General features: G+C 63.1%; 6 protein-coding genes. 2 read left to right on the plus strand and 4 right to left on the minus strand.

Annotation, left to right across the window (positions count from 1 at the left end):
• Window positions 1-13: 13 nt before the first annotated feature.
• The 3 genes from CFB52_RS25050 to CFB52_RS25060 all read right to left on the minus strand — a co-directional run bounded on the left by CFB52_RS25050 (window position 14) and on the right by CFB52_RS25060 (window position 11,986).
• Window positions 14-9,466, minus strand: coding sequence for a hemagglutinin repeat-containing protein (locus tag CFB52_RS25050; RefSeq protein WP_099317722.1), 9,453 nt, complete (start codon window positions 9,464-9,466; stop codon window positions 14-16).
• A 72-nt stretch (window positions 9,467-9,538) separates the two neighbouring features.
• Window positions 9,539-10,441, minus strand: coding sequence for a hypothetical protein (locus tag CFB52_RS25055; protein ID WP_099317723.1), 903 nt, complete (start codon window positions 10,439-10,441; stop codon window positions 9,539-9,541).
• A gap of 90 nt (window positions 10,442-10,531) precedes the next feature.
• Window positions 10,532-11,986 (minus strand): ShlB/FhaC/HecB family hemolysin secretion/activation protein, encoded by a 1,455-nt coding sequence (locus CFB52_RS25060; protein WP_257220629.1) that lies wholly within the window; start codon window positions 11,984-11,986, stop codon window positions 10,532-10,534.
• A 950-nt stretch (window positions 11,987-12,936) separates the two neighbouring features.
• Here CFB52_RS25060 and CFB52_RS25070 point away from each other — a divergent pair.
• A complete protein-coding gene (locus tag CFB52_RS25070; RefSeq protein WP_099317726.1) occupies window positions 12,937-13,572 on the plus strand; it encodes an isochorismatase family cysteine hydrolase in 636 nt (211 codons plus the stop codon).
• 47 nt (window positions 13,573-13,619) lie between these two features.
• Here the strand turns inward: CFB52_RS25070 and CFB52_RS25075 are convergent, their stop codons facing one another.
• On the minus strand, window positions 13,620-14,297 hold the full coding sequence (locus CFB52_RS25075; protein WP_180278254.1) for a TetR/AcrR family transcriptional regulator: 678 nt from the start codon (window positions 14,295-14,297) through the stop codon (window positions 13,620-13,622).
• Window positions 14,298-14,442: 145 nt separating this feature from the next.
• Here CFB52_RS25075 and CFB52_RS25080 point away from each other — a divergent pair, with 145 nt between their 5' ends.
• Complete coding sequence (locus CFB52_RS25080) at window positions 14,443-15,978, plus strand: FAD-dependent monooxygenase (protein ID WP_099317727.1); 1,536 nt, start codon at window positions 14,443-14,445, stop codon at window positions 15,976-15,978.
• Window positions 15,979-16,076 lie beyond the last annotated feature (98 nt).

Here is a 16,076-nt window from a genome sequence, read left to right on the forward strand (position 1 = left end):
ATTCCAACCATATTTACCACCTAATTCCCGTCTTACCTTGATCATTACTGAACCCGCCACCGACACCACCGACATTGGTGTTCTTCCCGGCGCTAACCCCACCGCCAACACCAATAATAGTCGCCGTTCCATTACCCGGTGAATTCATGATACCTGCGCCAAATATTCCATAAGCGCCAGTCATGCCACCGGCATAGCCTCCAGCGAAGTTATTCGTCTGGCCAGGAGCAACACTCGTTCGATTGAGCCAGCCCGCAGTAATACTTGCCGATGCCTGAACGGGATTGGGAAGCGCCATATTGACACCAGTTCCGAAAAACGCGTTCCCATCCCGCGTAAACGTCCCCCACACACTACCCACGAAATAATCAATCTGGAAGTTCACGAAGTCCGGAGCACGAGCCAAGCCCGGATTCTTGCCCGTCGTCGTCGCGTGATACGCGAACCCGCTACCCTGCGCTCCCTTCACAATATACGCCTGCAAATCCGGATCACCCGGCCCCAGCGATTGCGTCCACACCGTCTGACCGGCCTTGTTCACGCCGTACCGTGTCCACTCCGTCCCGTCTTGCGGCTGGTCGCCCGATGCAACGCGTACATTGCCCGGCAGCACACCACCATCGCTCATCGCCAGATCCATTTGCGCCATCTGCTCTTGAATCTGCTGCTCCGTATATTTCCCGCCGCTCTCCGCCGCCAGTTTCTTCGCTAGCGTCTGTTCCTTCGCTTTGCTGTCCTCGTGTAACTGCCGATTAAACCGATCAGCACTCGCCCCGGTCAACGCCCCAGTCCCGCCACCGACCAACGCCCCAGCTCCACCAGCCAGCACATTCGATGTCAAGTTCCCCAGGAGCTCATCGACGTTCGCGTTACCAGTCGGCCCTGAATCCTTGATCGACTGCGCAATCTCATTCAGTTGCGGAGCGAGCTTCGCCGACACACCAGCACCGGCAGCGCCACCAATCGCACCCAAGCCACCGCCGGTCAACCCACCCGTCAGCGCACCGCCGGCAATGTGCAGCACAACACGATTGTCACCACCCTCGGCCCAACTGTTGGCCTCCTGCTGGTACTGTGCCTTGAGCGTCGGATCGGTCGTGTTGTTTGCATACGTCTGCGCCTCCTCGCGCTTCTTATCGGCATAGCTCCCAATCTGCTTCGCAATCGTCTCCGCCGCCGCCTGCGCCGCGTTGATCAAATCCGACTGATTGCTCAACACCTGCTGCAAATCCGGCGTCTTGCCAACCGTCCCGTTCAGATTCGAGGTATCACGATTGAGCGTCGCCACATCCTGCTTCTGGTTCGCTCGGTCCGTAATCGTGATGGTACCGGCACTGATCGCGCTCTTCGTACTCGCGCTGCTGCTGTCGCTCTCGCTCACATACAGCGGCTGACCGCCACCGGTATTCTTCCCGCTCGTCTGACCGTGTGTCGCGTAGTTATTGCCCCCATCACCCACACCACCACCAGCACTGATCCCGAAGCTACTCGCGTTGTAACTCGAACTATTCTGAATATCCGAGAACGACAACGTCCCCGTCGTCAGCTGATTCTTGTCCGGCGTCGCCGTGCTCGCGATATACGCTCCCTTCAGGTCGGTATTACCCTTCACGTTGATGTCAAAACCACCGTCCCCGGCCCGAATCCCAGCCTGCTCGTTCACGCCCGCATAGTTACCGCTCGCATGGCCGTTCTGCATGCTGACGCTGGCGCTCGCACCGCCCTGACTGACGCTGAACCCGCCACCCGAACTGCTCTGGTGGGCCTCGCTGCGGCTCGTATCCTGCACCGACGCGAGATTCAGGTTGCCGCCCACGTCCGCAATCACCTTGTTGGCGTTGACGTTGGCCCCAACGATATTGGTATCGCCGTCGCTGATGATCGTCGCCGTATTGCTCGCGTTGACGTGTGTATTGTTCTGCGTCGCCGCATCCGAATTCGCGTCGCCGTGCGCACGCGACATCGACGCCGAGACACCAAATCCGCCGGTGCCATACGACACCCCCACGCTCGCGCTCTTCGATTCGTTCGTGCTGCGCGTGCTGTCGGTATCCGTGCTGTTGACCAGATTGACCTTGTTCGTCGCCTGCAGCAGCACGTCCTTCGCGTTCACGTCCGATCCCTGGATCGTCACGTTTCCTTGGCCCGCGTTCTTGTCGCCCGTCGCGACGAACGCTGCCGTACCGCCCGCCTTCACGCTGCTGCCGTTGTTCTGCCTGCTGTCCTCGGTGAACGTCGTCTTGCTGTGCGAGGAACCGAAACTCAACTCGATCTTCGCCTCCGGCTTGCCGTTCGGATCGCTCAGCGCCTTGGTCATATTGCCCGTCGCGCCGACCAGGTCGGCCATGCCGCCGGCCGCCGCAATCGCATGGAGCGCGGCGGCACGTCCGTCCTGGCTGCCGCCCGCACCCTGCGCCTGCTGATTCACGTTCTGAATTGCATCGATCACCGGCGACTTCACCGCCAGCGTGAAACCCGAACTCTTCACCTCGTGCGTTTCTTCGTGATGGCGGTCGGTCTGCGACGCATCGATCGTCACTTCCTTCGCGATGCCCGTCACGTCCTTGCCCGCAACAATGTCGGAGCCCGTCACGTGCAGTTTGTTGCCCGCTACCATCGACACGCTGCCGTCAGTGCTGCCGATCAGGCTGCCCTGCGAACCCTTCACAGTGTCGCGGCTGGTATCGATGGTCTGGTTCGTGCCGTACGAAATCCCCGCGCCCGCACTGCCGAGGCCCGACTTCTTCACGTCCTTGTAGTGATATTCGCTCGAGGCCGTGTCCCCTGTCGTAACCGTCAGGTCGTGACCCGCGGAAAGACTCACATCGTTGGTTGCCGCAATCGTCGCGGCCTTCGCCGTCAGGTCATTGCCTGCCTGCACCGCGACGGTATTGCCCGACAACGTCGTGCCCACCGCGTTCGTGTAACTGCTCGAATCGATCGTGTGCGTCGATTTCGACGACAGGAAGCCGTTTTCCTTGTGATAGTGCTCATCGTTTGCGCTCGCGCTTTGTTCACCGGCATTCAGATTCACATCGTGCCCCGCGCTGATGCCAATCGCACCCTGCGCATTCGCATAAGCGGCCGTCGTATTCACGTCATGGCCCGCCACAATCGCCAGATTGCCGCCCGTCGCGATCTGCGTGCCCGTGTCGATCGACGCCGAATGCTCGGCATGATTGCGCGCATCCCACTTCACCGCATCCTGGCTGCTCTGGCGAACCGCATTCAAATTGACGTCGTGGTTCGCTGCGAGCACGGCATCGCCGGTCGTCGCAATCACAGCCGCATTGGCGTTCAGATCCCGGCCGGCGACGGCTTGAAGCGTACCCGCATTGACCGTCGATACACGGTCGATGCCGGTCGCGCTACCATTCGCAGCCTTCGCCGAGCTGGTCGTGCTCGTCAGATTGAGGTCGCGGCCAGCCGACAGCGCTACAGTGTTGCCTTGAATCAACCCGCCGAGATTATTGAGGTCCTGGTTCGCGCTCGCGAGCACGGTTCCACCCGATACCGTGCCGCTGTTGTCGATCGAATCGGCATGAATGATCGTGACGTTGCGGCTGGCGATCGTGCCGGAGTTCTTGTACGCGCCATTGGCATCGACCGTGACGTTCTTGCCGGAGATGATCGTGCCTTCGCCAGTCACGTCCGCCGCGTTCGCGCGCAGATATACCTGCGGCACCAGCACCGTCTGCTGACTGCCGTTCGGCAATGTCACCGTCTGATTCACAAGCCACACGATGTCGCTCGTCAGCGCAGCCATCTGCGCGTCGGTCAGCGCCGTGCCGACATTCAGCCCGAACTGCTGCGACGCCTTCACGCCGTTCGCCATCAGCGATTCGTATTCCTTCTGATTGTCCGTATAGTCACCGATGAACCGCTGGCCGGTGGTCTGGATGATCTGCTGCTGAACGAGCTGCTGCTCGTAGAAGCCATCGCCGATGCGCTTGAGGACCGTATTCGGATCGACCTTGAGTGCATCCAGCATCGTGTCGCTGGACAACCACTTCCTGTAATCGGTAAAGCGCGGGTCCGTCTCGATCAGGAAGTGGCTGCCCGGGTCGCTCGTCACCCGATACAGCGCGTTGTTCGGCAGGCGCGTATTCGGCGTGACCGTGCGCACGACTACATCGCCGACATTGGCCTTCACGGCCGATACGGTCCCGACGCCGACGCCCGACACACCCGAGCCGACCAACACTTGCCCGCCAACTTCCTTGCCCGCTACTGGCGTCACGCCCGTACCGCTTGCACCCTGCGCAGCGGATGTCGCCGCCGCCACGCTCTTGATCGGATCGGACGGTTTGCCCGGATCGGCCAGCACCACCGGCAGATCGATCGTTTGTGACGGAATAGCCGGCGAGTAGTTGGTCGTCGAGGTCGCGCGTTCATCACCGCTGAAGGCCCCGCCGGACTGCACCCAGGTATAGATCGCCTTGCCCGAGCCCGTGAACGTTTCAGTACCGGTCGCGCCGATGTTCTGCACGTTCCTCGGATGGTTGCCGTCGCCGGCCACGATCTGGCTCTTGTCGTTGACGCCGGACGGCGTGTTGATCGTGATATGACGGCCAGCGGTAACCGTGCCGGGTTGCGAAGCCGTTACCACGTCCCTGGTCGATTTCACGTCTACCGTGTAGACGGTATAGGTCTGGACGAGCCGGCTCGACACGTCCGCGTTATAGCCGGCGAGCGCCTGATCCAGCTTCTGGTAAGCGGCAACCGTAGCGTTGTACCACTGCTGGAACGGTGCGCATGCCGCGTTTTTCGAGGTGAGGCACGATGGGCTCGGGGGATCGAAGGGCTTCGGCTTCACGCCAGTCACGTCGGCTTCGGTGGGGGGATTGATCGAAAACCAGTTGCTACCGACATTGCTTCGACCAGCAAACAGTGCGGCGGGCCCCGTCATCGCGAACGGCCCCTGCGTGACCCACGCCGGGGTTGCATCGGGCGGCGGCGTCACGCCGAACGTCGTCCAGATATCGGTCGGCACCGTCCGATACGCACCGGTCTGCGCGGCGACCGCCCCGCTACCGAAGTACTTGGCGGGGTACGCCGTGTTATCGATCTTGCCCGCCACCCCGTTCATCGTGTACTTCGCATACTCGGCAAACGGATATTTCGTCGATGGCAGCAGAATGAATTTCTGATCGTCGTCCAGCGCCCACTGGTAATCCGTGCCCGGATGGATTTCCTGGCTGTTCTTCTGGTACAGGTAGACCGTCGACGGGTCGATCTTCTCCGTCGAGCCCGGCACCTGATACCAAAGCTGATTCCCGCTGTCGGTCGTGACGGTCGTGGTCTGGAAGTTCGAATTTAGGTTCTCGAACCGGTTTGCGCCGATCGTGACGTCGCGACCGGCGTCGATCTGCGCGCCGTTGTTCGTCACGGTCTGCGCAGCACCGGTTGCCTGATGGTTCGCGTCCAGCGCGCCGCCGACACGAATGTCGTTGCTCGCGTACATCAGCGCGTTGTTCTGGTTCATGAGCGTCTGCGCCCCGATGTCGAGGTCACCGCGAGAAGCAATCACACCACCGACACCCTCGGCATTCCGGTCGTTGACAACCGTGTTCGCGCCCACTGCGACCGTGTCGCCGTAAATCCGGCCACCGGCATTCGTGATCGTGTCCCCGGCCGTCACCGTCGTTGTGCCGCCATCGATCAGACCTTCGTTCGTGATCGACTGGTTCGCGTGAATGTTGGTCGCGTTGCCACCGATAATCTCACCGGTCGCACGGTTCCGGATCGAATTGGCGCTCACATTGGCGACATTGCCCGCCGACAGCGTGCCGCTGTTGTCGAGCGTGCCGCCGGCCGTGGTCGTCAGATCATGACCGGCCACGATCCGGCCGGTGTTGGTCAGATCGCCTTGCGCCGTTACGTCGACGTCGCCCGATGATTGGAGCTTGCCGTCGTTGCTCAAGGTCCCGGTCGAGACCGTCAGTTGCTGACCACCATTGATGTCGCCCTGGCTGTTGACCAGCGTATTCGCTGACGTCAACGTTGCAGAGCCTTTCGACTGGATGCTGCCCGACGTGTTGTCGATGATCGGTGCGGTCAGCTTCGCATTCCTGTCCGCTCGAATCGAGCCGGACGTATTGTCGATCGCCTGATTCGCATCAACGGTGACGGTTGCGCCTTCCATCCCGGCAGTCAACCCCGGCACGCCTGCGGTGGTAGGCAGCGTTGAATTGGCAGTCTGCGCATTGCGAATCGTATCGCCCGTCACCCACAGCGCGCCGCGCGCATGCATGGCGCCGCGCGTGTTATCGACCGTCGTACCGGACACCGTGACATCGCTGTTGCCGCCGATCTGGCCGGCCACGTTCGACACCGTACCGGCGCTTCGTACCGTCAGTACGCCGTCCGCCACGAGCGATCCCGCATCGTTCGTCACGGAAGCAGCGTTGACGGTTGCCGCACCGCTCGACGAAATCGCACCACCTGCGTTGCTCAGTGCTCCCGTTGTCAGCGTGACGCCATTGCCGAGAACCTGACCACCCGTGGATTGCCCTGCCAGTATGCCGTTGTCGAACGTCTGGCCGTGCGTATCGAGATCGACCGATCCCGTCGCCTGCACCAATCCCGACCGGTTATCGAACGCCCCCGAACGGCTCGTCAGCGATTGGCTCGCTGCCACGTTGCCGAGCGTGTTGTCGATCGCACCTTGTCCGGACGCGAGCGTGACGTTCGCCCCCGTGATCGTACCGCCCGAGTTCAGCAGGCCGGAATTGGTGAGCGTCGTGTCCCCCGAGGCCAGCAGCTTGCCCCCAGCATTGTCCGTCGTACCGGATGTCGCCACCGACAATGCGCCGGAGACGGAGCCAATGGTGCCACCGCGGTTCGTCACGGTGTGCGCCGCCACGGTCGTGTCGTGTGTCGTCGCGATCGTACCGGCTGCATTCGTCAATGCGCCTGCAACATTGAGCTTCGCTGCATCCGCCGAAACCGCGCCTTGCGAATTGTCGAACGTGCCGGCCTGCGTGTTCAGCGCACCGGCAGCGGTAATCTTGCCTTGGGTATTGTCGAGTACCTGCGAGACGATCAGCGTCATGTCGCCGTTGGACGCGCCGATCTGGCCTGCACGGTTACTGAGGATGCCGGCTGTCGCGGACAGCCCGCTCGCCCCCACCAGCTTGCCGCTGTCGTTCGACACCGTGCGGGTTGCGGTCAACGACAACGCATCAGACGATGACCCGATCTGACCGCCCGCATTGACGAGATCCCCCGCCTGGACCTGTACGCCGCGCACGGCCGTCATACTGCCGTTCGAGTTGTCGATCGTGTCGCTTGCAACGACGAGCGCATTGGCCGAACTTACCGTACCGCCAACGTTCGTCAGAGACTTCGTCGCACGCAGCGCCGTGTCGCCGGCGGCCGATCCGATCACGCCCGCCGCATTGCCAACGCTGTTTGCCGTCACCGACAGACCATTGCCGCCGACTATCGCGCCGGACTCATTCGAGACCGCGCCCGTCGCCGTCACGGTCAGCATATCGGTGGTGCCGATCTTGCCGCCCGTATTGACGACATCGGTCGCGGTGATCCGTGCGGCGTGCGCGCTCACCGATCCAGCCGAGTTGTCGAGATGGGCCGTGTGAATCGACAGATCGTTTCCGGACGCGACCTTGCCGTTTGCGTTGTTCAGCGATTGCGTGACGTCGAGCGAGGTATCGCCCGCGACGGAGCCGATCTGGCCCTGTGCGTTGGAAACCGCATTCGCCGTCAGCGTGAGACCATTGCCGCCCGCGAGCTTCCCGTTGTCGTTCGACACGTTCCCGGTCGCCGTCAATGTCAACGCGCCCGTCGACGTGCCGATCTCGCCGGCCACATTCGTGAGGTCGGTTGCGGCGATCTGCGCCGTGCGCGCAGTCATGTGCCCCTGCGTATTGTCTAGCACGCCGGCCGAGTTCAGGGACAGTGCGTCCGCCGCCACCGTCCCCGACCGGTTCGAAACCGATTGCGCGGTTACGTTCGCGAGGCTGTGGGAACTGATGGTGCCGGAGTCGTTGACCAGTTGCCCCGCACTCAGCGTCACGTTCTGCCCGCTCATCGTGCCGGCGACATTCGACAACGTACCATTCGTCGTGACGTTGACCGCGCTGGCCGCGTTCACGGTTCCGTGGTCGAGCGTGACGTCGTTTGCGAACAGATTGACGTTGTCGCCCGCTGCCAGTGTGCCGCTGCTCGTCACGTTCGCGGCGCGCGCCGTGACGGAGCCACCGCCGACGAGATTGCGTGCGGAATCCGCGCCCGCGTATGCCTGCCCGCTATTGTTGAACGACGTGGCGGCTGTCAGGTTCGTGTTGCCGGCCGACGAAATCGTTCCGGCGTTCGACAGCGCCCGAGACGCGTTCAGATCGGTGGCCTGCGTACTGACAATCGTGCCTTGCTGGGCGACGTTGGCGCCATCGATCCGGGTATTCGCGGCCGACTGAAGACGCGCCGTCGGCGCAATCGTCACATCGCCGTTGTTCGAGACTTGAATATCGCCAGTCAGTGACGTGATGGAACCGGCATCTCGCACACCCACGCCGGCCTCGGTCCCGATCATCCGGACGCTATTGGCGAACATGCTTCCCAACGCCTGCACGTCGATCGCGACGCCCGGCGCGTCACCGGTACCGTTCCGCGCCTGCGCGGTGTTGCTCGCATAGTCGACCCGGTTCGCCCCCGCCACCGCGGTGATCGAATCCGCCCACACCTGGCCGTTGATCGTCATCGCGCGTGCGATCAGGTCGATCGCGCTGCCATGCGCGTCGAGCCCCGCACCGGCGATGCCGATCTGCCCCTGCGTCACGTTGAAACCTGCCAACGTGCCATCCGGATTGAAAGTCGGCACGCCGGTCGTCAGCGTGACACGCGGAACATTCAGAAAGCCGCAACCCGCACAGGTGATGCCTGCCGGATTCGCGATCACGAGATTCGCGCGATTGCCGGCGATCTCGGTGGGCCCGAGCAGTTGACTGGGGTTGCCCGACGTGACCTGGTTGACGATCACGCGCGCGGCGTTGTTGCCGAGGAATGGATTGCCTTGCACCCAGCCGGCGAGTTGCGTCCGCGAATCCAGGCCGCTGTTGACCAGCACGGCCCCCTTCGTGCCGACGTTGTACTGCGTGAAGTTGTTCAGCGAGACGCCGTTCTTCGGTGCGGTAATGTTGACGAGCGGTACGCCCGATGCCGACACCCCGACGACCGGATGGGTCGGACCGCTTCGATCGGGCGTGATCGGCAGCGTTGCCTGCGCTTCGGCGACGAGCGGCTGCATGCCGAACGTACACAGTGCGGCGAACGCGGTTGCGCGTGCCGCAAACCAGATCGAGATTCCGGAATCCACCGACACGGGTCGAGTGGCTGGCCGCACGCGAGCGCGTTCACCGCCCCCGTGCGCCGATGCGTATTCGTCAACCGCTACCAGCATGCCGCGCACGGCACTGAAGACCAAGCGAAAGATTCCGGAATTCATGATCGTCTTATTCTTGAATGCATGTCGAGCCGGCCGTCCACGCATCGCGAGAATGACCGGCCGCTACTCACGTTACTTGCAGCTCAGTGCCGCCAGACCGTTGATGTTGCCCGTCGTCGCGGCCGGGATGCCGTACGACACCACCAGATACGGTTGCTTCGCGTCCGTGCCCATGACCGTGCTCATCAGCGCCGATCTGGTTTTCGAGCTGAGCTCCGCCAGACCAATCGCGGAGGTTCCAACGAACGACTGGTTCTGGTCGCTGCCGATCGAGTACTGCAGATTCAGCGTGTAGTTGATGGCCGGATGACCAAAGGTGTCGGTATCGCTCGTCAGCGTCGCCGTGGCGCCATTCAGCGAACCCGGCGCCGTATTGCCGTCCGTCGACGTCGGACGCGTTGCGAAGGCCAGCGAGCATTGCATTTGCACGGGCGACGTCGTATCGATCGCAACCGGCACACCGATTGCCCATACTTGCCCCTGATTGGCGTTGTACGTCGCACCTGCCGAATCGGCGCCGTCCGTCCAGCGGCCGATGGCGATGTCCCCATTGCCGGCGAGATCCGTCAAGGTGCCTTTGGTCAGGGTCTTGATCGTGCCCGACGAGTCGTAGGGGATCGCGACATAAGCACCAGGCGCCTGCTCCTTGAGCGACGCGGTCGGCTGGGACAGGGCTCTGAGCGTGTAATTCCCGTTCGGCATCTGTCCACCGTTCCACGATGCGGGCGGCATCAGAATGCGGACCGTCGAAATCTGGCTCGAGATCGATTGGGATTGCCCTTCCACGCGAATCCCCGTCGAAGACGACGCACTACCCGACGGCGCTCCGTTCGACGACGCGCCATTCGCTGCCGCGCTGCCACCGCCACCACCGTCGTCACCACCGCCACATGCGCTCAGGCCAAGCGCCGCCACCACCGCAAACGTTGCCGTCGCGGCTTGCAAAAGCCGATGCTTCTCGTACCGGTGCTGCATGGTTCCTCCTTCTTCTGATTGACGATCTGATTGACGATCAACAGGACACCGAGTCGAGATCGACACCCCGCTCGGCCCGCCCCGCTACGCTCAGAACAACGTGCTGACCTGGAACAGCAACGTCGGTGACCCCGTCTTGAATCCTTCCGGCTTCGACAACGGGAAGCCGAGCGATACGTCGTAGTTCAGCGCTGCGCCGAGCATGTTCTTCGGTGCGAGATTGCCGCGCATGCCGACGACGGCGCCGACCAGCGTTTCGCCGAGCAGGTATTGGGCGGCCGGTCCCCGCACGCGCCCGGCATCGATGCCGGCATAGAGCGCCTGCGTACCGACAGGCGTCGGCACGTACCAGTCGAGTTCGTTGGAAACCACCCAGCCGCTCTCGGCGGCGAGCGTCAGTTGCTGATCGAAGCCGCGCACCGCGTAACGCGTGCCGATCGCGAAATAGTCGGAAGGGGTCAGCGGCGTACGTGCGTTCTGCATGTTCCAGCCGAACTGGTACGAGAACGCCTGACTGCCGATCCTGAAAGGAACTTGAGCGCCGAGGCTTGCCAGTTCGACCTGCGTCTTGCCGTCGAAGTCGGGAGTGCCGACCACCGTGCCCGAATGGCTGGAGACGCCCGGCAACGATGCGCGCCACGCGAATGAGCCGTCGAGCACGACATTGCCGATGTACTGGCGATGCGCGATACCCAGTTCGTAACCGATGATGTCGCGATGCTGCACCGGAATGTCGACACCGTCGATCGCGTTGCGGCTGATCTTGTGGAACAGGTTGCCGTGAATTTCGGTGCGCGCGTGCGCGTTCCGATAGATCACGCCGGACAACCCGGCCTGAAGTTGAGACTGAACACCGCTGTATTCGATCGGCTCGTCAAAACCCGCGACCGTCTGCTTGTACCGCGAGCGGCTCGCGTTCAGCGTCAGCATCGCGTAACCGATCGGCACGCTGTAGTTCGCGGAGACGGACTGATTCCCCTTCGCGGATGCGCCAATGTTTGCGTTCGTCGTGCCTGCGATCTGCAGTTGATCGTACAAGTGAAACGGGGAATCGAAGGTGAACGAGCCCGACAGCTCGTACTTGCCGGTCGAATCGAGACCCGCGTTGTCCGCGCCGATGACGGCATGCCAGCGCTTGCCGGTGCCCGGATGGAACACCAGCTCCGAGTCACCCGGATTCATGCCGGGTGCGATGTCGAACGTCGCATCGGACTGTGACTGGAGACGGCGCACGTTCTCGAGCCCCTGATCGATGTCGCGCTGATTCAGCAACGCACCGGCCGATGCCGGCAATGCCGCGCGCGTCCAGCCGATCGTCGGTTTGCCGGCGCGGATGTCGCTGATCCGCCCGGGAACCACGCGAAGCGTCAGCGTTCCGGCTTGCAGCGATTGCACTGGCACGAGCACGCGTGACGTCACGTAGCCACGGTCGATCAGTGCGTTATTGGCCGCGTCCTGAATCTGCTTGAGCGCGGCCTTGCCGACGCACTGGCCGACGACCGGTTGCAGAAAACGCGCAAGCCATGCGAACGCATTGTCTTCCAATGCGATTGCCTTGATCGGAAAGCACGGATTATCGAGCGGCAAGTTGTCGATGCCTTCTCGCCCGTCGGCGTCAGGACGGTCGGACGAGGATTCAATTCCTTCGTCGCGTCCAGTTGCTGTTGTTGCAAACGCTGGATTTGCGGGCCAGACGTGATCTCGGACGGCGGAATGCCTTGCGCGAACGCAGAAACGCTCGCCAACGCCGAAATCAACGCTGCCGAAGTTTCTCGTTTCTTCACTTGTTAGCCGCGTAATGATTGGTCTCTCGCGCCGCAATTTATCAAAACACTCGAAAGCACAGTGTCAGGAATTGCAATGCCGTACCAATATTCTCAGCCGTGAATGTTCACCCGCCGTGGCTGCATGGTCGGCGATCGCGGCATACTCCAATCAAATATGCACAAGTCAATCCCTCTAAAAAGCAAAAAATTTGACACTTCGAAAAGGTTATCCAATAAAAAATCACGTATCAAAAACGAAGCAGTTCCCGTAGGGAGACCGTGAGGCAAGGAGGCGCCATTACCCTCACATCAGCTCAATAAATCATTGATTTATTTAGACCACTCGCAAATCAACAAGGAGTACCAGGCACATCTCCGTGGAGTCGCCCTGCGAGACTTCATCGTTCTCACGAAGATCCCAAAAACCACCCTTAATACTGAGATAGGAAATATCAAAATCTGGACGATTGACATTCCTCACCGCCGTTAATCCACTGATCATCGACAAGTGACAGTAGACGTCCGTGCGATACTAAACGTCTCCAATTTGCAACACGACTTTCGCCAAACGCCCTGTTTGGCTCCGGAATGTAGAATTTTTGAGACACATATCACTTTCCCGAACACGGCCAGCTGCGGCCGCTCCGCCGATGTACTGTTCAAGGCTGAGCGGGCCGAATCGGTTTTGGGTGTCCGACCTTCCGCAGCGATTACCGGAGAACGCCACGCATGGATCAAGACAACGCATCGGAAGTCGTCGCTTCTTCCCCCATACACGCCGGCAGCGGCGCATCCGCGTCGATCCCGGCCGTCGCGCCATCCAGAACCGCGCTGCTCGTCATGCATTACCAGACCGACATCCTCGGCCTCTTCCCGTCGGTCGCGGCCGAGTTGCTCTCCAATACGCGCAAGCTATGCGACGCCGCACGAGCGGCCGGCGTCGGCGTCTGGTTCGCGAACCTCCGCTTCAGCCCCGGCTATCCGGAAGTCAGCCCGCTGAACAAGAACGGCCAGGGCATCAAGAAGCTCGGCCTGTTCATCGACGACGGCCCGTGTCCCGAACTGGCCCGGCAACCCGACGAACCGCTGATCATCGCCCACCGCGCGAGCGTCTTCTTCGGCACCGATCTGCAGGCGCGGCTGATCGCACGAGGCATCGATACGCTGGTCATGGTCGGCATCGCGTCGACCGGCGTGATGCTGTCGTCGATCGCTCACGCGAGCGACGCCGATTTCCGCCTCTATACGGTCAAGGATTGCTGCTACGACCCGGACCCGATCGTCCACGAGCATCTGTTCGCCACCGCGTTCGAATCGCGCACGACGGTGCTGTCGCTCGCGGATGCGCTGCGGCTGCTGGCGTAACGACGGACTCGTGGCACCGCCGTTCGGAATCGTCCGCCGGACGCCGCTTACCGAGCCGCCGCCCCGATTCCCGCCAGAATGAGATCGATGCCAGCCAGGAACTGCGCGCGCTCGTCGTGCGCGGCCAATTGCGCCGCCACCTTGCGCACGAACGGGTACTGCGCCGGATCGAGCTGCGTCCACCGCTGGGCAACGGCCGCGGCGATCTCCGGCTGACCCGTCTCACGCGGATGCAGCCGCGCGCCGGCCGCGTACTGGCCGGCCAGCCCGAAGATGTAATGCATCAGCGCGGACGCGCCGTCGAATTGCGCGGATTCCGGCACGCCCAGCGCCTGAAGCTGCCCGCCGACGCGCTCCAGGATCCGCAGCACCGCGTGCTGCCACGGTTCGCGGAACAACTGCGCCCCCACCCACGGATGCGCGCTGAACGCGTCGAACAGACGCAGCGCGATGCGCCGGAGCGCGTGCGCCGCATCGCCGTCATGCTCCGTCGGCACGTCCGTCAGCGCAGCCGCGATCACTTGATCCGCGGCCGCCGCGAGCAGGTCGTCCTTGTCGGCGACGTGCCAGTAGATCGCGCCGCTTCCGGTCGCCAGGTGTGCCGCGAGCGAGCGAAACGTCAGCGCGCCCTCGCCTGCATGGTCGAGTATCCCGATCGCGGCCTCGACGATCCGCTCTTTCGACAACGCATCCGCGCGCCGCTCGGTCCGGTTGCTGGTTTTCATGCGCGTCAGCTTGACACATCTGGAACATCGTTCCAATATCTCGTCAGTGGAACACTGTTCCATTACTTTTCCGAAACAGGCGCGATGCCGGGGGTACCGCCTTCTCGATCACACCGGGCCGCCTTGGCCTGAAACCGAGCCACCGATGAATCCGCCCGTGACCCATGATGTCGTGATTGCCGGAGCCGGCCCTGTCGGCCTGTTTCTCGCATGCGAGCTGCGCCTCGCCGGTGTGTCCGTGCTGGTGGTCGAGCAGACGGACGATTCCGAATCTCCGCTGAAGCGTCTCCCGTTCGGCATGCGCGGCCTGTCCGCGCCGACCATCGACGCGCTCTACCGTCGCGGCCTGCTCGACGGCATCGCATTGCCGGCCCACGCAAAGGACACCGCGCACTGGATGCAGCAAGCACGTCGTCCGGCCGGCCATTTCGCCGGCATCCAGTTCTTCCACGACGACATCGATGCGTCGCGGTGGCCGTATCACCTGCCCGGCCCGGCCGGCACGCACATGGCGACCGACATGGCGCGCGTCGAATCCGTGCTGACCGCCCGTGCGGGCGCAACGGGCGTCCAGATTCGCCGCGGCCTGGCGGTTGAAGGCTTCGATCAGTCGGCCGATGCGGTCACGCTGCGCGTGGGCGGCGAGACTTTCCGCGCACGCTGGCTCGTCGGTTGCGACGGCGGCCGCAGCGCGGTCCGCAAGGCCGGCGGCTTCGCGTTCACCGGCACCGACGCCGAGTTCACCGGTTATTCGATCGAAGCCGGGTTCGCCGATCCGGGCGCGCTGCCGCCGGGACGTCACTACACGCCGGCGGGCATGTACACGTACACGCCGCCCGGTACCGTCGCGCTGGTGGAGTTCGACGGCGGTGCGTTCCATCGCAGCGGGCCGGTGACGCGCGAGCATGCGCAGGCCGTGCTGCGTCGCGTGTCCGGCGCCAGCGTCACGTTGAACACGCTTCGGCTCGCCGCCACGTGGACCGACCGCGCGTATCAGGCCGCGACGTATCGCAACGGACGCGTGCTGCTCGCAGGCGATGCCGCGCACATCCACTCGCCGCTCGGCGGGCAAGGGCTCAATCTCGGGCTCGGCGACGCGATGAATCTCGGCTGGAAACTCGCCGCGACGATCCGCGGCGACGCGCCGGCGGGCCTGCTCGACAGCTACACGGACGAACGGCATCCGGTGGGCGCGCGCGTGCTCGACTGGTCGCGTGCGCAGGTCGCGCTGATGCGGCCGTCCTCGGGTTCGCGCGCGCTCGCGGCGATCATGCGCGATCTCGTCGATACGCGCGACGGCGCGACGTACTTCGCCGAACGCCTGTGGGGCGTGTCGCTCGCGTACGATCTCGGCGGCGGCCATCCGCTCGTGGGCCGCAGCGTTCCGGACTTCGAACTGACTGATGGCACGCGGCTCGGCGAACGCGCGAGGCTTGGCAAGGGTGTGCTGCTGGAGTTCGATGTCGGCCGGCCACTTCACGCTATGGCAAACCGCTGGCGCGACCGCATCGCCTATATCGCGAGCGACGCGAAGGACCGGCTCGGATTGCGCGCGGTGCTCGTGCGCCCCGACGGTTTCGTCGCCTGGGCGTGCGAAGACGATGTACACGCGGACGCGGACATCGACGCCGCCACGCATGCGCTCACACGATGGTTCGGCACGCCGCGCGCGGCACATTGAGCGCCGCCGCCCGACGCAGGAAGCTGCCGACCGACAAATCTCCATGCGTGCCATCGACGGCACGCCCGACATTCTCGAACGCCCACGCGATCCGCCCT

Source organism: Burkholderia sp. AU18528 (genome assembly GCF_002223215.2).
GTDB classification, from domain to species: domain Bacteria; phylum Pseudomonadota; class Gammaproteobacteria; order Burkholderiales; family Burkholderiaceae; genus Burkholderia; species Burkholderia semiarida.